Source organism: Priestia abyssalis (assembly GCF_002019595.1).
GTDB lineage: Bacteria > Bacillota > Bacilli > Bacillales > Bacillaceae_H > Bacillus_BA > Bacillus_BA abyssalis.
The window spans coordinates 371,665-392,826 of record NZ_KV917369.1 but is presented as its reverse complement, the minus strand read 5'-3'; the positions used below and the strand labels follow the sequence as shown (position 1 = coordinate 392,826).

The following is a 21,162-nucleotide window of genomic DNA, read 5'->3' as shown; positions in this document are numbered from 1 at the left end:
CTTTTCAGATAATTTTTGCAATCAATATCATATCATATTTTCTTGTTATTCACCTATTTCAGGGCTAAAAATCTTGATTAGGAAGCTTACCGCTTTCTTTATAGGTTTCAATGGACTCTTCCAGCTTTTCTTGATATACCTTATCCACTAAAGGGCTGAATTCTCCCATAGAGATGACTCCATCCTGAAAATCGTAAAATAGGTTTCCTCCCTGGAGTCCCCCCACATTATATTCATTCGCTACCAACTCATACAGTTGATCTACATGTTGCACTGTACTTGTCAAGACTGTATTTTCTCCTAAATCAGACTGTTCCGATACAAACCCTATGGCATATAATCCCTTTTCCTTCAATCGTTCAATTAACGGAACATTGAATCCATCTCCAGCAGGGTAGACCACATCTACTCCGGCTGCTGTCATTTCTTCCAAAAAGACAAGGGCTGTTTCTACATCATCCCAATGTTTAACAAACCGGACTTTTACATCAACCTCAGAATTCTCATACAGCGCCCCTTCAAAGAAGCCATTGACTTCAGGCTGCCATTCAAACGCAGAGATGACTCCCACCTTATTCGTTTCAGTCATCTTTCCTGCTACCATGCCTCCAAAAAAGCCCATCGCATGTGCTTCAAAATTTAAACTGGTCACATTGTTTGCTTTTGCATCTCCATTAAAACAAACAAAGTGAATATGTGGATACTCCTCACCTATATTATTAAAATACTGTGCATATTCATCGCCATGACCGAATATTAAATTCACGCCACGTTCGTTAAACTCCTTTACAGCCTTCCTGACAACTTCTTCTGAATCCATATGTTCTTTATAGAATACATCGTTTCCAAAGGAAGATTGTATGCCCAGCAGACCTGTATAGCCCTTTGTCCCCCATACTTGATCATTAATAGTTTCAGGAACTAACAGACCGACGTTTTTTAATTCTCCCTTCATAGGTTGTCCACAACCAGATAAAAGAAGGAGAATAAAAACGAATAACCAAATCGGCTTATTCATTTTCATTTTGTCTCGTTGCCAAAACTTCATAAAAATCCATAAAAACATTTAATGTAGAACGTTTTATGTCGAGCAGCTCTTCCTCTTTTATATACGAGCGAGTACCGAGGCTCATTTTTATCATGTTGCAAGTTTTGACAAACGATGTCCCCCCTTAGGCCTCTTATATTTGTGAGAAACTTTACGCGGCAACTCACGAAGGCGTTTCCTGACCCTTTATTATGCCTTTTTTAATTTTACCTTGCTAATTCCTTTTTTGTAAAAGAAAAATTTCCCTTTACCGAAAACGATACCGTGACAGTATTTGTCTTGTATGAATCTTTTGTCTTCTAATACCCTCTTCAATTCCTGTATGAGAGGAAAAACTTCCCGCTTTTTTGTTTATTTCAATGCTTCTCATCGGTTCATAAGAAATTTGAAGCAACTGTGCTCCCTGTTCCCATTCATTCATTTTGCCACTGAAGAAATGAATAATGGAAGAAGGAGAATACTTCCCATAATTAGCAAGAGATTGTACAACATCGTCAATAAACAGTACATCTCTTCTGTCTTCCTCAATAGAAATGACAGAGTGATTTTTTATGACATGTTGAACGCATGCCTGCTGATAAGATGCTGCCAAAGGCTGCCATGGTCCATACACAGTTGGAATACGAATAATAACATGCGGCAGTTTTTCAGTTGAAAACTTGTTTACCATTTTTTCAAGGTGTAGAAATAATCTCCCTTCACTATGGTCAGGTTCAGGTATCACATCTTCGCTGGTTATTACTTGGTGACTTCCGAACACTCTCATCGAGGAAGCAAAAATCAGCTTTGTTTTTGACTGAAGGCAATAAGAAATACATTTAATGAGCACTTGATGTGCCTGCTTCATTTTTTCTCGAAAAAATGAAGCATCCTGAAAATCTCCTTGATCGAAATACGTAAAATAAATGACATCGAATTGGTCTGTTGGATCAAATAACGACTCCCTGTCTTCAACCTTGTTAACTGTAAAGTTTGAGCTTCTCCCCAAAAACATCTCCATTTCATCTTGGAGCATCATTTCCTTCTCGTGAGCTTGATGTGTATAGCCTGTTACCTCCATTCCTTCTTTTAAAAAATGATCACATAAGCAAAATCCCACAAATCGATTAGCTCCGATCACCGCTACCTTTTCCATTGTTATTGTCCCCCGTCAAAATAAAATAGCCTCTTAGATATGTATAATCAAAGAGGCACTCTTATAACACTTTTTGATTTTCTTCAAAGAAATGTACAAGTGATCGTTCAAATAAAAATTGCTTTTCCGGCAGATAAAGAGAGAGAGAGAGAGGCGCTCCCAACCTTTGACGATGTTCCTCATAATGTTTGCTGTGAAGAATTGGATAATGGCTCATATTATTTGTCATCGCCCATATTTTCAAAGAAATTACGGACTGATAGTCTGTTAGCTTTGGTAATCCTTTAATCCACTCATCAATCAAACTTTCTTCTATCCCGTAAGCTTGTTTAATTTCTTTTACAAGCCGCTTATAGAAAAACTTATTTTGTTTTTCTTGTTCCCAATATGCTTGAAAATCAAGGCATGGATTTAAAAATGCGGCACATCGAAAGCAATCTTCATTATTCTCTATCAATTTTAGTGCCAGCAGTGCTCCCATTCCTTCAGCTAAGAGATGAATCTGTTTATTCAAAATCTCTTGCTTCATGATTAAGTGATAAAGCTGTTTCGCTAACCGCAACGCTTTATCGCTCCCCCAGTGACGGCCGTATAAATTAGAATAAAATACTGTATACCCTTTGTCCAAGAGAGACTGTATAAGCTGCCTTCTCCCCGTGTGCTGAATCCATAAGCTTGTAGACCCCTCTACAAAATGTTCCTTGTCCCCCAACACTAACACTCCAAAACCATTGGGGCGGTTGGGAAGATGAACGACATTCCATTGGTTATCCAAACTAAAAAAGCGGGCATTCATCCAATAAGTCCTCCGATTCTTAAAATACATCTTTTACGGATAATAGCAGTGTATGACCGAAAAGAAAAAAAGAAAGGGGGAATGCCCATTTTTCACACTATTTCTCCCCCTCTTTTTTTTCCTTTGCTGCTTTTAGCCTTTCTAACGTCTCCATTCCTAAATCAGTTAAATTAGAAAGATCCTGATCCAATAATAAATCCAGTTCGTTCACCTCTTCTTTATTCATCCCTTCTCACCGCCCTATATCTCTTTTTCTTTATAACTGTTTTATCTCGCATTAACAGGTAGTAAGCCCCCCACTGATGGAAGTTTCCTTTATCATTTTATGCAAATTTCTCTTTAACTTTCACTGCTCATGCATTTTATTACAATCATTTTATCCTGCTTTATTAGATATTAATCCCTTTCTAGATAAAAGTTTCCGTTATTCGATATATTGCTTTTTACTACGGCATTCATAAGCTTTTTTATCTGTCCTTATTTCGAGAAAATCTCATGTGGAACTAACATATGACAACAAATAGACATTTATTAAGAAGTACTATTATGATAAAATAGAAGCAAACTGTAATTAAGCTAAGATACGAGGAGATCATGATGAATTCGGAAACGAAGGTAAAAGGCGATGCCTTTGTTACAGTACCTTTTGTTTATATAACCGTACAACTTCATAGGTTTTCGCTGGCGTATTTTGTGCAATGGAGGTGAAAAAATGCGTATTTTTTGGACATTCTTTTGGAGTTTAGTTCTTATCAACATGTCCGCATATGTTGTTAGCTCTATGCAAGGTTTTACATATGACTTTGTAATCGCTTCAATTATTTCAGTTGTTTTCTCCGTTTTTGTGATTATCCTGGGAGAAGCGCTGATTCCAAACGAACCAGTAGATCATCATTAAAAAGAAGCTGCTGAGAATTTCTCAGCAGCTTCTTTTTTTAATGGCTGTTTTTGCAAACATTGTTGCTTTTGGAACATCTGACTTTTAAAATGGTCAAATAAAGTTAGCCTTCCTCAAAGGCAAGTCAAAAAGGTTTTTAGTCACAATAAAAAGAAGCATTGAATCATTCAATGCTTCTTTTTACACGAAACCACACTGATAACGTTTCTTGCTTTTAATGGGCCTAAATGGACTCGAACCATCGACCTCACGCTTATCAGGCGTGCGCTCTAACCAGCTGAGCTATAGGCCCGTATTTTCCACCTGTCAAAGTTTGAACAGTCGCTTTCGCTTGAAATACGAGGATGTACAAATGAAGACGTTGCGCTCTTAGTCTTCGTTCCTTCAATTGGAGCGGGTGATGAGAATCGAACTCACGACATCAGCTTGGAAGGCTGAGGTTTTACCATTAAACTACACCCGCTTATATTTATCTCTATTCATGGGGCGATTGATGGGAATCGAACCCACGAGTGCCAGAGCCACAATCTGGTGCGTTAACCACTTCGCCACAACCGCCATATTTTTTTTTGGCAGGGGCAGTAGGAATCGAACCCACACCGGAGGTTTTGGAGACCTCTGTTCTACCGTTAAACTATGCCCCTATATAAAATGGTGGAGGGGGACGGATTCGAACCGCCGAACCCTGAGGGAGCGGATTTACAGTCCGCCGCGTTTAGCCACTTCGCTACCCCTCCATTTATTTACATAAAAGATGCCGGCGAGAGGACTTGAACCCCCAACCTACTGATTACAAGTCAGTTGCTCTACCAATTGAGCTACACCGGCATCAATAAAATGGTGGCTCGGGACGGAATCGAACCGCCGACACAAGGATTTTCAGTCCTTTGCTCTACCAACTGAGCTACCGAGCCATGGTAATTTGAAATTTTCTTTCTGAGTATTAGCTTTTCTCTTTGCTCGTCGTACCTTACGGTCTTTCTCGCAGCTACATTGATGACTATTCATGGATGTTTACGCTGCTCTACCAACTGAGCTACCGAGCCATGGTATGGCTTGCGATAAACGTCGAATTTCTTTGTCAGCCTCGCTCGCTCACATCCTCACGTATGCAAATACGCTGCGGTGCTTGCTCGATTTCTTCCTCGAACTTCTCGTTTCTCTCAACTCTTTTAAAATTAACATTGTATATCTTACATAGAAAATGGCGGTCCCGACGGGACTCGAACCCGCGATCTCCTGCGTGACAGGCAGGCATGTTAACCACTACACCACGGGACCACCTTAAAAATAATTTATTAAACATGAATTAGAATAAGTGGCGGAGGAAGAGGGATTCGAACCCCCGCGAGCTGTTACACCCCTGTCGGTTTTCAAGACCGATCCCTTCAGCCGGACTTGGGTATTCCTCCACATTATTATAAAATCCATAAAAATAAATTGGCTCCACAGGCAGGACTCGAACCTGCGACCAATCGGTTAACAGCCGATTGCTCTACCACTGAGCTACTGTGGAATGGTGGAGCCTAGCGGGATCGAACCGCTGACCTCCTGCGTGCAAGGCAGGCGCTCTCCCAGCTGAGCTAAGGCCCCTTTATTCTCTAATTCTTTCTTATAATATGGCGCGCCCGACAGGAGTCGAACCCATAACCTTCTGATCCGTAGTCAGACGCTCTATCCAATTGAGCTACGGGCGCATATTTTATTCATTGTCTAGCTGCGAAAGCCAAACCGTACGGCTGTTTTACTTCTTCCTGCGCAGTCAAAAAACGACTCCTTCTCAGAAGCTCCAACATCCTATCGGTTTAAGCGGGCTTTCTCCGCTTTTCTTAATTGGTGCCGAGGACCGGAATCGAACCGGTACGGTAGTCACCTACCGCAGGATTTTAAGTCCTGTGCGTCTGCCAGTTCCGCCACCCCGGCACTTACAATGTCTAGTTTCGGCTCCTAACCTTTCGGTCGTTTCACTTCTGCTATTGAAACCAAAAAGCGGTTTCTATATCCGAAGCTCCAACGCCTCTCAAGGCTGAACAGTCGCCTACACTTGACGTACATGGATGTACAAATGAAGACGTTGCAACAGGACGTTGCGTTCTTAGTCTTCGTTCCTTAATTGGAGCGGAAGACGGGATTCGAACCCGCGACCCCCACCTTGGCAAGGTGGTGTTCTACCACTGAACTACTTCCGCGAAATGAGCCATGAAGGACTCGAACCTTCGACCCTCTGATTAAAAGTCAGATGCTCTACCGACTGAGCTAATGGCTCTTTGGCTGGGCTAGCTGGATTCGAACCAACGCATGACGGAGTCAAAGTCCGTTGCCTTACCGCTTGGCTATAGCCCAATATGAATGGTGGAGGATGACGGGATCGAACCGCCGACCCCCTGCTTGTAAGGCAGGTGCTCTCCCAGCTGAGCTAATCCTCCACTATAATGGTGACCCGTACGGGATTCGAACCCGTGTTACCGCCGTGAAAGGGCGGTGTCTTAACCGCTTGACCAACGGGCCACATTTAAAAAAGCCTGGCAACGTCCTACTCTCACAGGGGGAAACCCCCAACTACCATCGGCGCTGAAGAGCTTAACTTCCGTGTTCGGCATGGGAACGGGTGTGACCTCTTCGCCATCATCACCAAGCCTACTGCATGAGTTTACATCTCTGCAGGCTTGCACTGAGGAATCTTTCTTCCTTGAATCCACTTGCAGACGCAAGTGCAGACAGAATATCAAAGGTTATTCCTTCAAAACTAGATAACGAGCTGCTGAGTATTGCTTTACTTTTCTTCATTGTCCAGCTACGGTTCCTAATCTTTCGGCCGTTTCACTTCTGCCCATGAAACCAAAAAGCGGTTTCCCGTTCAGAAGCTCCAACGTCTCTCAAGATTGAACAGTCGCCTTCGCTTTTCTTTAGGTTAAGTCCTCGATCGATTAGTATCAGTCAACTCCACATGTCGCCACGCTTCCATCTCTGACCTATCAACCTGATCATCTTTCAGGGATCTTACTAGCTTGACGCTATGGGAAATCTCATCTTGAGGGGGGCTTCATGCTTAGATGCTTTCAGCACTTATCCCGTCCGCACATAGCTACCCAGCGATGCCTTTGGCAAGACAACTGGTACACCAGCGGTGCGTCCATCCCGGTCCTCTCGTACTAAGGACAGCTCCTCTCAAATTTCCTGCGCCCGCGACGGATAGGGACCGAACTGTCTCACGACGTTCTGAACCCAGCTCGCGTACCGCTTTAATGGGCGAACAGCCCAACCCTTGGGACCGACTACAGCCCCAGGATGCGATGAGCCGACATCGAGGTGCCAAACCTCCCCGTCGATGTGGACTCTTGGGGGAGATAAGCCTGTTATCCCCGGGGTAGCTTTTATCCGTTGAGCGATGGCCCTTCCATGCGGAACCACCGGATCACTAAGCCCGACTTTCGTCCCTGCTCGACTTGTAGGTCTCGCAGTCAAGCTCCCTTGTGCCTTTACACTCTACGAATGATTTCCAACCATTCTGAGGGAACCTTTGGGCGCCTCCGTTACATTTTAGGAGGCGACCGCCCCAGTCAAACTGCCCACCTGACACTGTCTCCCACCCCGATGAGGGGTGCGGGTTAGAATTTCAATACAGCCAGGGTAGTATCCCACCGACGCCTCCACCGAAGCTAGCGCTCCGGCTTCCAAGGCTCCTACCTATCCTGTACAAGCTGTACCAAAATTCAATATCAGGCTACAGTAAAGCTCCACGGGGTCTTTCCGTCCTGTCGCGGGTAACCTGCATCTTCACAGGTACTATAATTTCACCGAGTCTCTCGTTGAGACAGTGCCCAGATCGTTACACCTTTCGTGCGGGTCGGAACTTACCCGACAAGGAATTTCGCTACCTTAGGACCGTTATAGTTACGGCCGCCGTTTACTGGGGCTTCGGTTCAAAGCTTCGCTTGCGCTAACCTCTCCCCTTAACCTTCCAGCACCGGGCAGGTGTCAGCCCCTATACTTCGCCTTACGGCTTCGCAGAGACCTGTGTTTTTGCTAAACAGTCGCCTGGGCCTATTCACTGCGGCTCTCTCGGGCTTGCACCCTATCAGAGCACCCCTTCTCCCGAAGTTACGGGGTCATTTTGCCGAGTTCCTTAACGAGAGTTCTCTCGAACACCTTAGGATTCTCTCCTCGCCTACCTGTGTCGGTTTGCGGTACGGGTACCTCCCACCTCGCTAGAGGCTTTTCTTGGCAGCGTGAAATCAGGAACTTCGGTACTCTATTTCCCTCGCCATCACAGCTCAGCCTTACGGTGAACGGATTTGCCTATTCACCAGCCTTACTGCTTGGACGCGCATATCCAACAGCGCGCTTACCCTATCCTTCTGCGTCCCCCCATTGCTCAAACGGTGGGGAGGTAGTACAGGAATATCAACCTGTTATCCATCGCCTACGCCTTTCGGCCTCGGCTTAGGTCCCGACTAACCCTGAGCGGACGAGCCTTCCTCAGGAAACCTTAGGCATACGGTGGACAAGATTCTCACTTGTCTTTCGCTACTCATACCGGCATTCTCACTTCTAAGCGCTCCACCAGTCCTTACGGTCTAGCTTCACCGCCCTTAGAACGCTCTCCTACCACTGACATCGCAGATGTCAATCCACAGCTTCGGTGATACGTTTAGCCCCGGTACATTTTCGGCGCAGAGTCACTCGACCAGTGAGCTATTACGCACTCTTTAAATGGTGGCTGCTTCTAAGCCAACATCCTGGTTGTCTAAGCAACTCCACATCCTTTTCCACTTAACGTATACTTTGGGACCTTAGCTGGTGGTCTGGGCTGTTTCCCTCTTGACTACGGATCTTATCACTCGCAGTCTGACTCCCAAGAATAAGTCATCGGCATTCGGAGTTTGACTGAATTCGGTAACCCGTTGGGGGCCCCTAGTCCAATCAGTGCTCTACCTCCGAGACTCTTATCTTGAGGCTAGCCCTAAAGCTATTTCGGAGAGAACCAGCTATCTCCAAGTTCGATTGGAATTTCTCCGCTACCCACACCTCATCCCCGCACTTTTCAACGTGCGTGGGTTCGGGCCTCCATCCAGTGTTACCTGGACTTCACCCTGGACATGGGTAGATCACCTGGTTTCGGGTCTACGACCACATACTCATTCGCCCTATTCAGACTCGCTTTCGCTGCGGCTCCGTCTCTTCAACTTAACCTTGCATGGGATCGTAACTCGCCGGTTCATTCTACAAAAGGCACGCCATCACCCGTTAACGGGCTCTGACTACTTGTAGGCACACGGTTTCAGGTTCTCTTTCACTCCCCTTCCGGGGTGCTTTTCACCTTTCCCTCACGGTACTGGTTCACTATCGGTCACTAGGGAGTATTTAGCCTTGGGAGATGGTCCTCCCAGCTTCCGACGGGATTTCACGTGTCCCGCCGTACTCAGGATCCACTCAAGAGGGAACGAAGTTTCAACTACAGGGTTGTTACCTTCTTTGACGGGCCTTTCCAGACCTCTTCGTCTACTCCGTTCCTTTGTAACTCCGTATAGAGTGTCCTACAACCCCAAGAGGCAAGCCTCTTGGTTTGGGCTAATTCCGTTTCGCTCGCCGCTACTCAGGAAATCGCAATTGCTTTCTCTTCCTCCGGGTACTTAGATGTTTCAGTTCCCCGGGTCTGCCATCAATATCCTATGTATTCAGATAAAGATACTGTTCCATTACGAACAGTGGGTTTCCCCATTCGGAAATCTCCGGATCAAAGCTCACTTACAGCTCCCCGAAGCATATCGGTGTTAGTCCCGTCCTTCATCGGCTCCTAGTGCCAAGGCATCCACCGTGCGCCCTTTCTAACTTAACCTTGCGGTAAAAGATTAGCGTCGAATTTCTTCGTTGGCTTCGTTTCTGCGCTGCTCACGTATATAAATACGCTGTGCTGCTCGAAACTTCGCCGCCTCGAACTTCTCGCTTCTCTTTTCCCTTTGTTCATTGACAAAGGATTTATGTTTAGAAAAGTTTTCACTTTCCTCAGCTATTACTGTTATCTAGTTTTCAAGGAACAAACATAGCAAGAGATAAAAAATATCTTATGCAAGATAAGATAAGTTATTCATCTCTATTTTGAGAGAATGAACTCTCAAAACTGAACAAAACGTTTCGTCAACGACTCTTGTAAAAATCCTTAGAAAGGAGGTGATCCAGCCGCACCTTCCGATACGGCTACCTTGTTACGACTTCACCCCAATCATCTACCCCACCTTAGGCGGCTGGCTCCTTACGGTTACCTCACCGACTTCGGGTGTTGCAAACTCTCGTGGTGTGACGGGCGGTGTGTACAAGGCCCGGGAACGTATTCACCGCGGCATGCTGATCCGCGATTACTAGCGATTCCGGCTTCATGCAGGCGAGTTGCAGCCTGCAATCCGAACTGAGAACGGTTTTATGAGATTAGCTCCACCTCGCGGTCTTGCGACTCTTTGTACCGTCCATTGTAGCACGTGTGTAGCCCAGGTCATAAGGGGCATGATGATTTGACGTCATCCCCACCTTCCTCCGGTTTGTCACCGGCAGTCACCTTAGAGTGCCCAACTAAATGCTGGCAACTAAGATCAAGGGTTGCGCTCGTTGCGGGACTTAACCCAACATCTCACGACACGAGCTGACGACAACCATGCACCACCTGTCACTCTGTCCCCCGAAGGGGAACGCTCTATCTCTAGAGTTGTCAGAGGATGTCAAGACCTGGTAAGGTTCTTCGCGTTGCTTCGAATTAAACCACATGCTCCACCGCTTGTGCGGGCCCCCGTCAATTCCTTTGAGTTTCAGCCTTGCGGCCGTACTCCCCAGGCGGAGTGCTTAATGCGTTAGCTGCAGCACTAAGGGGCGGAAACCCCCTAACACTTAGCACTCATCGTTTACGGCGTGGACTACCAGGGTATCTAATCCTGTTTGCTCCCCACGCTTTCGCGCCTCAGCGTCAGTTACAGACCAGAAAGCCGCCTTCGCCACTGGTGTTCCTCCACATCTCTACGCATTTCACCGCTACACGTGGAATTCCGCTTTCCTCTTCTGCACTCAAGTTCCCCAGTTTCCAATGACCCTCCACGGTTGAGCCGTGGGCTTTCACATCAGACTTAAGGAACCGCCTGCGCGCGCTTTACGCCCAATAATTCCGGACAACGCTTGCCACCTACGTATTACCGCGGCTGCTGGCACGTAGTTAGCCGTGGCTTTCTGGTTAGGTACCGTCAAGGTACCAGCAGTTACTCTGGTACTTGTTCTTCCCTAACAACAGAGCTTTACGACCCGAAGGCCTTCATCGCTCACGCGGCGTTGCTCCGTCAGACTTTCGTCCATTGCGGAAGATTCCCTACTGCTGCCTCCCGTAGGAGTCTGGGCCGTGTCTCAGTCCCAGTGTGGCCGATCACCCTCTCAGGTCGGCTACGCATCGTTGCCTTGGTGAGCCGTTACCTCACCAACTAGCTAATGCGCCGCGGGCCCATCTGTAAGTGATAGCCGAAGCCATCTTTCAACCAAGGACCATGTGGTCCTCGGTGTTATCCGGTATTAGCTCCGGTTTCCCGAAGTTATCCCAGTCTTACAGGCAGGTTGCCCACGTGTTACTCACCCGTCCGCCGCTGACTTCAGGGAGCAAGCTCCCATCTGTCCGCTCGACTTGCATGTATTAGGCACGCCGCCAGCGTTCGTCCTGAGCCAGGATCAAACTCTCCGAAGAAATGTTTGACTTGCTCATAATAAAATAGAATTAACGTTGACGTTTTTTTGTTTTGTTCAGTTTTCAAAGTTCACTATCGCTCCGAAGCGACTTTTTTATCATATCATTTACTACCAATCAAGTCAACAACTTTTTTATTTGTTTTCCCAACATATAATTTGTTTTGCTGACAGGAATATAATATATCACCTCAAATCTTTATCGTCAATAATATTTTTCAATATATCTTCCTTTTTTTATAATTACCTAATAATTGGCGCTTTGTTTTGCCTAAAACTTAAAAAGGATGTTGTCCGATAAGTAATAGATTTTCACGCAAAAAGAGACGGTAAGATCCGTCTCTTTTTACTATAACCGTTGAATGACAAAAGCATCGTTTGCCACGTCGATGATTAGTTCATCATGATCATGGATTTTTCCTGCAATCAATTCCCGTGCCAATTTAGTTTCTATATGTTTTTGAATATATCGTTTTAATGGTCTTGCTCCGTATACCGGATCAAAAGCCGCTGTTGCAATGTAATTTTTTGCAGCATCTGTCAATTTAAACGTAATATGACGATCTGCTAATCTAATTTCAAGATGCTTTAACAGTTTTTCCACAATTCCTATTATCTCTTTCGCAGCAAGAGGCTTAAATAAAATAAGATCATCCACTCGATTTAAAAACTCAGGACGGAAATGGCTCCGCAACTGAGACAGCACTTGTTCTTTCGCTTCTTCCTTAATATCCCCTTGTTCTGTAACACCCTCCAATAAATAATGCGATCCGATATTCGATGTCATAATAATAACCGTATTTTTAAAATCAACTGTTTTTCCCTTTGAATCGGTAACACGACCATCATCAAGCATTTGCAATAGAACATTAAAAACCTCCGGATGGGCCTTTTCGATTTCATCCAGCAAGATCACAGAATAAGGGTTACGACGAACAGCCTCTGTTAATTGACCTCCTTCTTCATAGCCTACATATCCGGGAGGTGCCCCAATCAAACGGGAAACAGCATGTTTTTCCATATATTCCGACATATCGATTCGGATAATATGTTCTTCACTATCAAATAGCGCTTGAGCCAATGTTTTGGCCAACTCTGTTTTCCCCACCCCCGTCGGACCAAGAAAAATAAAGGAACCGATTGGGCGATTGGGATCTTTAATACCAGCACGGGCACGTAATACTGCGTCCGTAACAAGGGAAACAGCCTCATCTTGCCCGATGACACGTTCATGAAGAATCGATTCAAGGCGTAAAAGTTTTTCCCGTTCTCCCTCCACAAGCTTGGAAACGGGAATCCCTGTCCACCGCCCTACAATCTCGGCAATTTCTTCCTCCGTTACTTCCTCACGTAATAATCGGTTTTCAGCTTGATTGTTAATAGAGGATTGTTCCATCTCTTTTATTTCCTTTTCTAATAGCGGAATGATTCCGTGTCGGAGTTCTGCCGCCCTGTTTAAATCATATTGATTTTCTGCTTCTTCTAAATCACGTTTCGTTTTCTCCAATTTTTCACGTGCTTCTTGGATTGTTTGAATGGATTTCTTTTCATGCTCCCACTGAAGTTGCATAACATGAACTTTTCCTTGTAAATTGGCAATTTCCTTATTAATAGCCTCTAAGCGTTCCTTGCTCATTTGGTCTGTTTCCTTTTTTAAAGCCGCTTCTTCAATTTGCAGCTGCATCAATCGCCGTGTGACTTCATCCAATTCTGAAGGCATGGAATCAATTTCAGTGCGAATGGTCGCACATGCTTCATCGATAAGGTCGATGGCTTTATCTGGCAGGAATCGATCAGTAATATAACGATTAGACATAGTGGCTGCAGCAACGAGAGCACGATCATGAATATTAACTCCATGATGGATTTCAAAGCGTTCCTTTAACCCGCGCAAAATGGAAATCGTATCTTCCACTGTCGGTTCGCTTACAACCACTTGTTGGAATCGACGCTCTAAAGCCGCATCTTTTTCGATATACTGACGATACTCATCAATTGTTGTAGCACCTATACAATGCAGCTCTCCTCTTGCAAGCATAGGTTTCAATAGATTTCCTGCATCCATTGCTCCATCCGTACGCCCTGCCCCTACAATCGTATGTAGTTCGTCAATGAAGAGTAACACTCTCCCTTCGCTTTTCTTCACTTCCTGTAACACTGCTTTTAAACGCTCCTCAAATTCTCCCCGAAATTTGGCTCCGGCTACAAGTGCCCCCATATCTAAAGCAAAAATGGTTTTGTCTTTCAGTCCCTCCGGTACATCCCGCCTAACAATCCGCTGAGCCAATCCTTCAACAATGGCTGTTTTACCAACACCCGGCTCTCCAATTAATACGGGATTATTTTTCGTCTTGCGCGATAAAATGCGAATAACCCGGCGGATTTCGCTGTCTCGACCAATAACGGGATCAATCTTTCCGGAACGTACATCAGCTACTAAATCTCGTCCGTATTTTTTTAATGCTTCATATGTAGCTTCTGGATTTTGACTAGTCACGCGCTGATTCCCCCTAATGACTTTTAATATTTGCACTAGTCGATCTCTCGTTATTCTATGACGAGAGAATAGCGATTTTATATCTGAAGAAGTTGAATCTGTTAAGGCTAAGAATACATGCTCCACCGATACAAATTCATCCTGTAATTGATGAGCTTCTTGCTCTGACTTTATTAGCACCTGCTGCAACTGATTTGTAATATATATTTTTCCTGTTTCAGCACCAGTCCCTGTGACAACAGGACGCTTTTTTAACATTTTCAGCATCTGTTCCTTAAATGCTTCGCAGGAAATATCCATGGCTTCTAATATTCTGGGGCCAATCCCATCTTGTTGATTGACTAAAGACCATACTAAATGGGCAATGTCAATTTCTTGATGATGTTTTTGTATAGCAAATGATTGTGCCTCTATAAAGGCTTCTTGCAGTTTTTGCGTCATTCTGTTCATATCCATACAAAAAACCTCCCAAAATCATTTGACCATTTCTGACTTTTGTTTATATTATACCTACTTTTACACAAAAAGAAAACTCGTCTGGCAACGAGTTTTCTCGAAAGTTATCTCTCAGTTAGGGTTTACGCATATAGGTCCAATGGCGATTATGATTAGCCGTTTCAGGAAAACGATCGCCCGCTTTTAGTTTTATTTTTTGCGGATTTTTCACATTGCTTCCTGTTTCGCCGATTTCTATATAAACACCGTTATTCGGTGCCTTTTGACCAGGTGTAAAATGTCGGTTTTGACCCATTTTTATTGCCTCCTTTAATAAGGTGCTTCATTCAATATCATCCCCATTTTTCTCATTTTCATGAATGCATGGAAAACGACTGTTAAATTTAACATGAAAATTTCATCTTCAAATTAGAGGAAATATTTTCTATACTGATAGAGTCTGTTTTTTTGAACGTACAATCAAAAGTTGGAGAGGATATGAATGGAACAGTTATATAATGTGTTGAAATATTTATTTTTAGGATTATTCCAAGGGTTTACAGAACCTATTCCCATTTCGTCCAGCGGACACCTCGTTTTGGCGCAATATTTTTTAGGATTGGAAATAGAAGGATTAAGCTTTGAGCTTCTCGTAAATTTCGCTTCATTATTAGCCGTCCTGCTTATTTATCGTGAAGACCTAGTCAGATTGGCTTCAAATGGGATCCGATATACGACTACCCGAGACCCATCAGCCAAAGCCGACTTTCGCTTCATTATTTACTTAATTGTAGGCACCATTCCAGCTGGTTTTATTGGTATACTGTTCGAGGATTTTATTTCAGAAAATTTAAAGTCAGTTAAAGTATTGGGTGTAACTCTTCTCATTACAGGCTTTGCTTTATGGACGATTCGAAACTTGCGCGGTCGCAAGGGTGATGCCGGATTAACCATTAAGGATGCACTCATCATAGGTTTGGCTCAAGCGGTGGCTCTTATTCCTGGGATTAGTCGCTCCGGGGCTACCATCGTAGCTGCCATGCTGCGCGGTACAAAACAGGAAACAGCCCTTCGCTTTTCTTTCTTATTGTTTATCCCTGTTAGTGTTGGCGGAATGATTTTGGGCGCATCCGACCTTTTACGGGACCCACATCTTAACGAGTTGATGCTGCCATATACTGTAGCGTTTTTAGGATCCCTTGTCGCTTCTTATTTTTCTCTGAAGTGGTTTCAAGGGATCATGGAACGAGGCAACTTAAAATACTTTGCTGTTTACTGCTTTATCGTAGGGACACTCGTCCTGCTATTCACTTAATTCCTTCCCTCTAAAAAAATCAAATAAATTTTCACCTAAAAATGTTATAGGTACTTTTCACAGCTATTAAAAAATCCGGCCAGATGGCCGGATTTTTTTATCCAAGTATAGCTTGTAACAAGGCTTTTTGGACATGCATACGATTCCCTGCCTGTTGGAAAACAAAAGAACGAGCACCGTCTATAACTTCCGCCGTTACCTCTTCGCCGCGGTGAGCCGGCAGGCAATGCAAAAATAAATAATCATTTTTAGCGTATTGAACGAGTTCTTGATTAATTTGATAAGGGGCAAAAACCGCTAAACGTTCTTTCGATTCCTCTTCCTGCCCCATACTTGTCCATACATCTGTATAAAGGGCATCTGCATCCTTTGCAGCAGCAACAGGGTCATGACAAATCGTAATAGTTGCACCCGTTGCCTTAGCCGTTTCTTGTGCATATTTGACGACGAACTCCTTTGGTTCATAGCCTTCAGGACACGCAAGCGTGAAATCCATTCCTACTTTAGCGCAGGCAATCATAAGTGAATGAGCAACATTGTTGCCATCTCCGATATAAGCCGTCTTTAGGCCTTTAAACGATTTCTTATGCTCATAAATGGTTAATAAGTCAGCAAGAGCCTGACAAGGATGGAAATCATCTGTTAAACCGTTGATGACCGGGATGCTGGCATGCTTAGCGAGTTCAACCACTTTTTCGTGTTCAAAAGTACGAATCATAATGACATCAATGAACTCTGACAATACCTTTGCTGTGTCGGCAATCGTTTCTCCTCTTCCAATTTGCAAATCTTTGCTATTTAAGAAAAGAGCATTTCCTCCTAGTTGCATCATGCCTGCTTCAAATGACACACGAGTGCGGGTGGACGATTTTTCAAAAATCATTCCAAGAGTTTTTCCTTTTAAAGAAGAAATGATCTCGCCATTTTTATGCTTCTTTTTAAGCTCAAGAGCACTTTCCAACAAGTACAGGATCTCCTCTTGTGTTACATCCATTAAGGTCAACAAATCTTTACCCTTTAATTGAGTTTGCCCTTCTTTTAACGAAACTGCTCCCATCATACCGTCACTCCTTTTGCTTGTTGATCATCATATTTCCATTTTTGTAATGAACAAACATCGTATTGCTCCTGTTTGAGAGCTGTCATGAATAAGTCCACTGTTTCTTTTTCTGTCAAAACAAGTAAGCCATGTTTTAAGGCTGTTAATCGTTTTTGCTTTCCTTCTTCCCCTTTGTTGAAGCTGATAAAGAGCAGCGCCTCTGGTTTTGATACCCATTCACTTACTTCTTCCTCTGTGACAATATCTACACCATGCTCCACTAACTCGTTAAGCCATTGTTCATCTGCTGGGCCATCCACATACAACTGACCAGCAGTTGAACGAGCTGATAAGTAAGGGTAAAAGACTTTTAACGCAGCTTCTTCAATCGTTGAGGCAATGGCAATTCCTTCACCGGTTGATTTCATTTCCGGTCCGACAAGAGGGTCGACTCCTGCTAACTTATTTGTTGAAAAAACAGGAAACTTAATTGTTTGATAAGTAGGATCTGACAACAATCCTGTTTTTTCATGAATTTCCGCCAAAGATTTCCCGAGCAATATTTTAGTCGACAGCGAAATTAACGGAACACCGGTCACTTTACTGACGATAGGAACCGTACGACTCGCTCGCGGATTTACTTCTAGAACGAGTACATTGTCTCCATCCACCAAATATTGAATGTTCATGACGCCTTTATAGCAAAGTTTTTGGGCTATTTTTTCAGCATAGTCCACAATTTTTTCTTTAACCGTCTCTTTTAACGTCTGAGCTGGCAAGTAAGCATAGCTGTCACCGGAGTGAACACCTGCTTTTTCAACATGCTCCATGATGGTTGGAACAAGAATGTGTTGTCCATCTGTCACTACATCAATTTCAGCCTCTTTTGCCGGTAAATACGCATCAATTAAAATTGGATAATGACTTGGCTCAATCAACTGTACATAAGAGGCTAACTCCTCTTGATCATAAAGAGTCACCATTCCTCTTCCTCCAATGACATAGGAAGGACGAATTAAAATCGGAAAACCGATTGCATCTGCCTTTTCCATCAATTCCTGTTCAGTGTCAGCCATTTCTCCAGGTACGTGAGGAATAGCCAGCTCTTCCAACAGCTGATAAAACTTATCGCGATCTTCCAGCGCATCGATGATGTCTTCTGTGACACCTAAAATCGAAACCCCCGCTTCCGTTAATCCTTTCACAAGTGAAATCGCGGTTTGTCCCCCATATTGAATGATGACATGGTCAATTCCTTCTGCTTCAATCACATTTAATACATCTTCGACCGTGATCGGCTCAAAGTATAAGCGGTCTGCCACCTGAAAATCCGTACTGACGGTCTCAGGATTGTTGTTAATTAGAATCGTTTCGTACCCTTCTTCTTGCAGTGCGTAAACACCGTGAACAGAACTGTAATCGAATTCGACTCCCTGCCCGATTCGAATAGGACCTGAACCGATAATCGCTACTTTCGTTTTATTCGATTCCCATAATTCGCTCTCACCATAATAACTGGAATAAAAGTAAGCTGTAGTGGACTTAAACTCTGCTGCGCACGTATCAACCATTTTATAACTCGGCACAATATCAAGCTGTTTTCGTTTCTCCCGCACTGCCATTTCCTCTACATTCCAGATGAAAGCGAGATATTCATCAGAAAAGCCTTTTTCTTTTGCTTGTTTAAGCAGCGCAGGCTCCACTGTTTCCAGATTCAAGGATTTCAGCTTTTGTTCAAAATCAATTAATTGAACAAAATGAGTTAAATAAAAATAATCGATTTTCGTTACCTCATGAATATCTTTTATGCTGTATCCGCGGCGAATCCATTCGAAGATGACAAATAAACGCTCATCATTTTGCCCGCTCATTCTGTCTGCCAATTCTTCTTTTGATAAGCCTTGTAAAGCTGGAAGCTCCAATCCATTCAATTTAATTTCCAGAGAAGAAATGGCTTTTTGCAGACTTCTCTCTAAGTTACGATCAATTGCCATGACTTCTCCGGTGGCCTTCATTTGCGTACCAAGCTTGCGATCGGCTTGCGCAAATTTATCGAACGGCCAGCGCGGGAACTTCACAACCACATAATCAAGTGCCGGTTCGAAACTTGCATATGTGTTTCCTGTTACCGGATTTAAGATTTCATCCAATGTATATCCGACAGATAATTTAGCTGCAATTTTAGCAATTGGATATCCTGTTGCTTTAGAAGCAAGGGCAGATGAACGGCTGACGCGAGGATTCACTTCAATCAGATAATATTGCTTACTTTCCGGGTCGAGGGCAAATTGAATATTGCATCCTCCGATAATTCCTAAAGATGAAATGATTTTAATAGATGCTGTTCTCAGCATCTGATATTCGACATCTGTCAATGTTTGAGATGGAGCCACAACGATGGAGTCTCCTGTATGAATACCAACTGGATCAATATTTTCCATATTACAAATCGTAATGCACGTATTATTCGCGTCTCGCATGACTTCATATTCGACTTCTTTGTAACCCGCAATGCTTTTCTCAATCAAACATTGATGAATGGCACTTTCACGCAGACCGCTTGTTGCCAAAGACTTCAGCTCATCTGTATTATGGGCAATTCCTCCACCTGTTCCTCCAAGCGTATAGGCGGGACGAACAATGACTGGAAAGCCGATTTCTTCTCCAAAAGCAAGCGCTTCTTCTACTTTTGTCACAATCGTACTTTCAGGTACCGGCTCGTTCAGTTCCTTCATTAATGCACGAAAATCTTCGCGATTTTCTCCCTTTTTAATGGATTCAATCGGTGTGCCCAGCAATTTTACACCATGTTTTTTCAAAATCCCTTTTTCATTTAACTCAAGCGCAAGGTTTAAACCTGTTTGTCCGCCTAATGTTGCCAATAGCCCTTCCGGCTTTTCTTTTTCCAGAATTTTATCGATGCTGTCAACGGTTAATGGTTCGAAATAAATGACATCTGCGACGTTTTCATCCGTCATGATAGTAGCTGGATTATTGTTGACTAAAATGACTTTGTATCCTTCTTCTCTTAATGAAAGGCAGGCCTGAGTTCCGGAATAATCGAACTCCGCTGCCTGGCCGATAATGATAGGACCTGAGCCAATGACTAAGATGGTTTGTAATGATGTATCTTTAGGCATACACTTTTTCTCTCCCTGCTTGCTTCACTAATGTTAAGAATTCGTCAAAAATGTAGCTGCTATCGCTTGGTCCCGGATGTGCTTCAGGATGATACTGTACGGATAATACCGGTAACGTTTCATGCATCAATCCTTCAACAGAGCCATCGTTTACATTTTTAAAACGTACTTTTAGTTTCGTATTTTTAACACTCGTCTCATCTACCACATAGCTGTGATTTTGAGAGGTCATATATACTTTTTGCTTTAGTAAATCCATTACTGGCTGATTGGCGCCTCGATGGCCGAATGTCAGCTTTTTCGTTTTGGCACCGCAAGCAAGCCCGATTAATTGATGGCCAAGGCAAATGCCCAGTGTTGGATACGATTCAATCGCCTTCTTTAGAACCGGAAGCTGAGGAATCAATTGAACCGGGTCTCCAGGCCCATTGGATAAGACGATTCCGTCAGGCTTTAATTCTGCCAATTGTTCAAAAGAAAAGTTATAAGGAAGGACAGTTACCTTACATTGGCGTTCCATGATTTCTTGTAAAATGGATTTTTTATAGCCAAAATCAATGAGGGCAATATGCTTATCACCTTTTCCGTACGTTTCTGCTTGTGGGGTGGATACTTCTTTTACAACAGAACTCTTTTGCTCTTGGAAAGCATCCGCCGAAACAGAAGACTTAGCAGAAACAACAGCTTGCATCGTTCCTTCATTGCGAATACGCTTGACGACTGCACGCGTATCCACATGTGTAATAAGGGGAATATTCCACTTGTTTAAATACTCTTTTAATGTATAAACCGCTTCGTAGTGAAATCCTTGATCCCAGCACTCGTAGACCACTACTCCTGCCACATGAGGTTTTTTGCTTTCAAAATCTTGCTCATTGATTCCATAATTTCCGATCAGCGGATACGTGAATACAATAATTTGATTTTTATATGACGGATCTGTCAGTACTTCTTGATAACCGGTCATTCCTGTAAAAAAAACGATTTCTCCCGTCATCTCTTTACTTGTGGAGGTATCCTCCAAAGTCCCTTCAAACGACTCGCCGTTTTCTAAATGAACGTAACTTTTCATGATAGTCCCCCGAACGAATTTTTATTTACAAATAAGTATTTTTATACATTTTATTTTATAAAAAACCGCTTCAT

11 protein-coding genes, 18 tRNA genes and 3 rRNA genes are annotated in these 21,162 nt (G+C 43.6%); 2 read left to right on the top strand and 30 right to left on the bottom strand.

Annotated features, from left to right (window positions below; translation table 11 throughout):
- Positions 1-64: 64 nt before the first annotated feature.
- From BK575_RS01970 to BK575_RS29255, 4 genes are all read right to left on the bottom strand, one after another.
- Positions 65-1,018, bottom strand: a complete 954-nt coding sequence (locus tag BK575_RS01970; protein ID WP_078408658.1) for a BMP family ABC transporter substrate-binding protein — start codon at positions 1,016-1,018, stop codon at positions 65-67.
- A gap of 277 nt (positions 1,019-1,295) precedes the next feature.
- Positions 1,296-2,183: an NAD-dependent epimerase/dehydratase family protein gene (locus BK575_RS01965; protein WP_078408657.1), complete on the bottom strand. Its 888-nt coding sequence runs from the start codon at positions 2,181-2,183 to the stop codon at positions 1,296-1,298.
- 61 nt (positions 2,184-2,244) lie between these two features.
- Positions 2,245-2,979, bottom strand: coding sequence for an alpha/beta hydrolase (locus BK575_RS01960; protein WP_078408656.1), 735 nt, complete (start codon positions 2,977-2,979; stop codon positions 2,245-2,247).
- A gap of 97 nt (positions 2,980-3,076) precedes the next feature.
- Positions 3,077-3,205, bottom strand: a complete 129-nt coding sequence (locus BK575_RS29255) for a hypothetical protein (RefSeq protein ID WP_268877698.1) — start codon at positions 3,203-3,205, stop codon at positions 3,077-3,079.
- A gap of 486 nt (positions 3,206-3,691) precedes the next feature.
- On the opposite strand from BK575_RS29255, the gene BK575_RS01955 reads away from it, so the two are divergent.
- Complete coding sequence (locus BK575_RS01955) at positions 3,692-3,877, top strand: YjzD family protein (protein WP_078408655.1); 186 nt, start codon at positions 3,692-3,694, stop codon at positions 3,875-3,877.
- A gap of 218 nt (positions 3,878-4,095) precedes the next feature.
- Here the strand turns inward: BK575_RS01955 and BK575_RS01950 are convergent.
- From BK575_RS01950 to BK575_RS01840, 23 genes are all read right to left on the bottom strand, one after another.
- Positions 4,096-4,169, bottom strand: a tRNA-Ile gene (locus BK575_RS01950).
- Positions 4,170-4,266: 97 nt separating this feature from the next.
- Positions 4,267-4,340, bottom strand: a tRNA-Gly gene (locus BK575_RS01945).
- A gap of 19 nt (positions 4,341-4,359) precedes the next feature.
- Positions 4,360-4,435 (bottom strand) — tRNA-His (locus BK575_RS01940).
- Positions 4,436-4,447: 12 nt separating this feature from the next.
- Positions 4,448-4,521: transfer RNA gene (locus BK575_RS01935), tRNA-Trp, on the bottom strand.
- An 8-nt stretch (positions 4,522-4,529) separates the two neighbouring features.
- Positions 4,530-4,614 (bottom strand) — tRNA-Tyr (locus BK575_RS01930).
- Positions 4,615-4,632: 18 nt separating this feature from the next.
- Positions 4,633-4,705: transfer RNA gene (locus BK575_RS01925), tRNA-Thr, on the bottom strand.
- A 10-nt stretch (positions 4,706-4,715) separates the two neighbouring features.
- A tRNA-Phe gene (locus BK575_RS01920) sits at positions 4,716-4,791 on the bottom strand.
- 291 nt (positions 4,792-5,082) lie between these two features.
- Positions 5,083-5,158, bottom strand: a tRNA-Asp gene (locus tag BK575_RS01915).
- A gap of 38 nt (positions 5,159-5,196) precedes the next feature.
- A tRNA-Ser gene (locus BK575_RS01910) sits at positions 5,197-5,289 on the bottom strand.
- A gap of 29 nt (positions 5,290-5,318) precedes the next feature.
- A tRNA-Asn gene (locus tag BK575_RS01905) sits at positions 5,319-5,393 on the bottom strand.
- A 1-nt stretch (position 5,394) separates the two neighbouring features.
- Positions 5,395-5,470, bottom strand: a tRNA-Ala gene (locus BK575_RS01900).
- Positions 5,471-5,497: 27 nt separating this feature from the next.
- Positions 5,498-5,574, bottom strand: a tRNA-Arg gene (locus tag BK575_RS01895).
- A gap of 137 nt (positions 5,575-5,711) precedes the next feature.
- A tRNA-Leu gene (locus BK575_RS01890) sits at positions 5,712-5,800 on the bottom strand.
- A 191-nt stretch (positions 5,801-5,991) separates the two neighbouring features.
- Positions 5,992-6,066 (bottom strand) — tRNA-Gly (locus tag BK575_RS01885).
- Positions 6,067-6,070: 4 nt separating this feature from the next.
- Positions 6,071-6,143, bottom strand: a tRNA-Lys gene (locus BK575_RS01880).
- A 2-nt stretch (positions 6,144-6,145) separates the two neighbouring features.
- Positions 6,146-6,220, bottom strand: a tRNA-Gln gene (locus BK575_RS01875).
- A 7-nt stretch (positions 6,221-6,227) separates the two neighbouring features.
- A tRNA-Val gene (locus BK575_RS01870) sits at positions 6,228-6,303 on the bottom strand.
- Between the two features lie 7 nt (positions 6,304-6,310).
- Positions 6,311-6,385 (bottom strand) — tRNA-Glu (locus BK575_RS01865).
- 12 nt (positions 6,386-6,397) lie between these two features.
- A 5S ribosomal RNA gene (gene rrf, locus BK575_RS01860) occupies positions 6,398-6,513 on the bottom strand.
- A gap of 271 nt (positions 6,514-6,784) precedes the next feature.
- Positions 6,785-9,716: ribosomal RNA gene (locus BK575_RS01855) — 23S ribosomal RNA — on the bottom strand.
- A gap of 325 nt (positions 9,717-10,041) precedes the next feature.
- A 16S ribosomal RNA gene (locus BK575_RS01850) occupies positions 10,042-11,591 on the bottom strand.
- Together the 16S, 23S and 5S rRNA genes with 18 tRNA genes alongside form the textbook arrangement of a ribosomal RNA operon.
- 348 nt (positions 11,592-11,939) lie before the next feature.
- Complete coding sequence (clpB, locus tag BK575_RS01845) at positions 11,940-14,543, bottom strand: ATP-dependent chaperone ClpB (protein WP_078408654.1); 2,604 nt, start codon at positions 14,541-14,543, stop codon at positions 11,940-11,942.
- 115 nt (positions 14,544-14,658) lie between these two features.
- Positions 14,659-14,838 (bottom strand): YjzC family protein, encoded by a 180-nt coding sequence (locus BK575_RS01840; protein ID WP_078408653.1) that lies wholly within the window; start codon positions 14,836-14,838, stop codon positions 14,659-14,661.
- Between the two features lie 186 nt (positions 14,839-15,024).
- Between BK575_RS01840 and BK575_RS01835 the strand changes: the two genes are divergently transcribed.
- Positions 15,025-15,837, top strand: coding sequence for an undecaprenyl-diphosphate phosphatase (locus BK575_RS01835; protein ID WP_078408652.1), 813 nt, complete (start codon positions 15,025-15,027; stop codon positions 15,835-15,837).
- A 97-nt stretch (positions 15,838-15,934) separates the two neighbouring features.
- Here BK575_RS01835 and argF read toward each other — a convergent pair whose 3' ends face one another.
- The 3 genes from argF to BK575_RS01820 are packed head-to-tail and all read right to left on the bottom strand — an operon-like array spanning position 15,935 to position 21,088.
- A complete protein-coding gene (argF, locus tag BK575_RS01830; RefSeq protein WP_078414603.1) occupies positions 15,935-16,894 on the bottom strand; it encodes an ornithine carbamoyltransferase in 960 nt (319 codons plus the stop codon).
- A complete protein-coding gene (locus tag BK575_RS01825) occupies positions 16,894-20,016 on the bottom strand; it encodes a carbamoyl phosphate synthase large subunit (protein WP_078408651.1) in 3,123 nt (1,040 codons plus the stop codon). The genes argF and BK575_RS01825 overlap by 1 nt, the downstream gene beginning before the upstream one ends.
- The gene (locus tag BK575_RS01820) at positions 20,009-21,088 is read right to left on the bottom strand and encodes a carbamoyl phosphate synthase small subunit (protein WP_078408650.1); all 1,080 of its coding nucleotides are present in this window, start codon (positions 21,086-21,088) and stop codon (positions 20,009-20,011) included. The genes BK575_RS01825 and BK575_RS01820 overlap by 8 nt, the downstream gene beginning before the upstream one ends.
- Positions 21,089-21,162: the final 74 nt, after the last annotated feature.

Excerpts from the sequence above, each read along its gene's own strand:
- BK575_RS01955 (WP_078408655.1), top strand. The coding sequence starts at position 3,692 with ATGCGTATTTTTTGGACATTCTTTTGGAGTTTAGTTCTTATCAACATG.
- BK575_RS01825 (WP_078408651.1), bottom strand. The coding sequence starts at position 20,016 with ATGCCTAAAGATACATCATTACAAACCATCTTAGTCATTGGCTCAGGT.
- BK575_RS01965 (WP_078408657.1), bottom strand. The coding sequence starts at position 2,183 with ATGGAAAAGGTAGCGGTGATCGGAGCTAATCGATTTGTGGGATTTTGC.
- BK575_RS01835 (WP_078408652.1), top strand. The coding sequence starts at position 15,025 with ATGGAACAGTTATATAATGTGTTGAAATATTTATTTTTAGGATTATTC.
- BK575_RS01840 (WP_078408653.1), bottom strand. The coding sequence starts at position 14,838 with ATGGGTCAAAACCGACATTTTACACCTGGTCAAAAGGCACCGAATAAC.
- BK575_RS29255 (WP_268877698.1), bottom strand. The coding sequence starts at position 3,205 with ATGAATAAAGAAGAGGTGAACGAACTGGATTTATTATTGGATCAGGAT.
- argF (WP_078414603.1), bottom strand. The coding sequence starts at position 16,894 with ATGGGAGCAGTTTCGTTAAAAGAAGGGCAAACTCAATTAAAGGGTAAA.
- BK575_RS01820 (WP_078408650.1), bottom strand. The coding sequence starts at position 21,088 with ATGAAAAGTTACGTTCATTTAGAAAACGGCGAGTCGTTTGAAGGGACT.
- BK575_RS01960 (WP_078408656.1), bottom strand. The coding sequence starts at position 2,979 with ATGAATGCCCGCTTTTTTAGTTTGGATAACCAATGGAATGTCGTTCAT.
- BK575_RS01970 (WP_078408658.1), bottom strand. The coding sequence starts at position 1,018 with ATGAATAAGCCGATTTGGTTATTCGTTTTTATTCTCCTTCTTTTATCT.
- clpB (WP_078408654.1), bottom strand. The coding sequence starts at position 14,543 with ATGGATATGAACAGAATGACGCAAAAACTGCAAGAAGCCTTTATAGAG.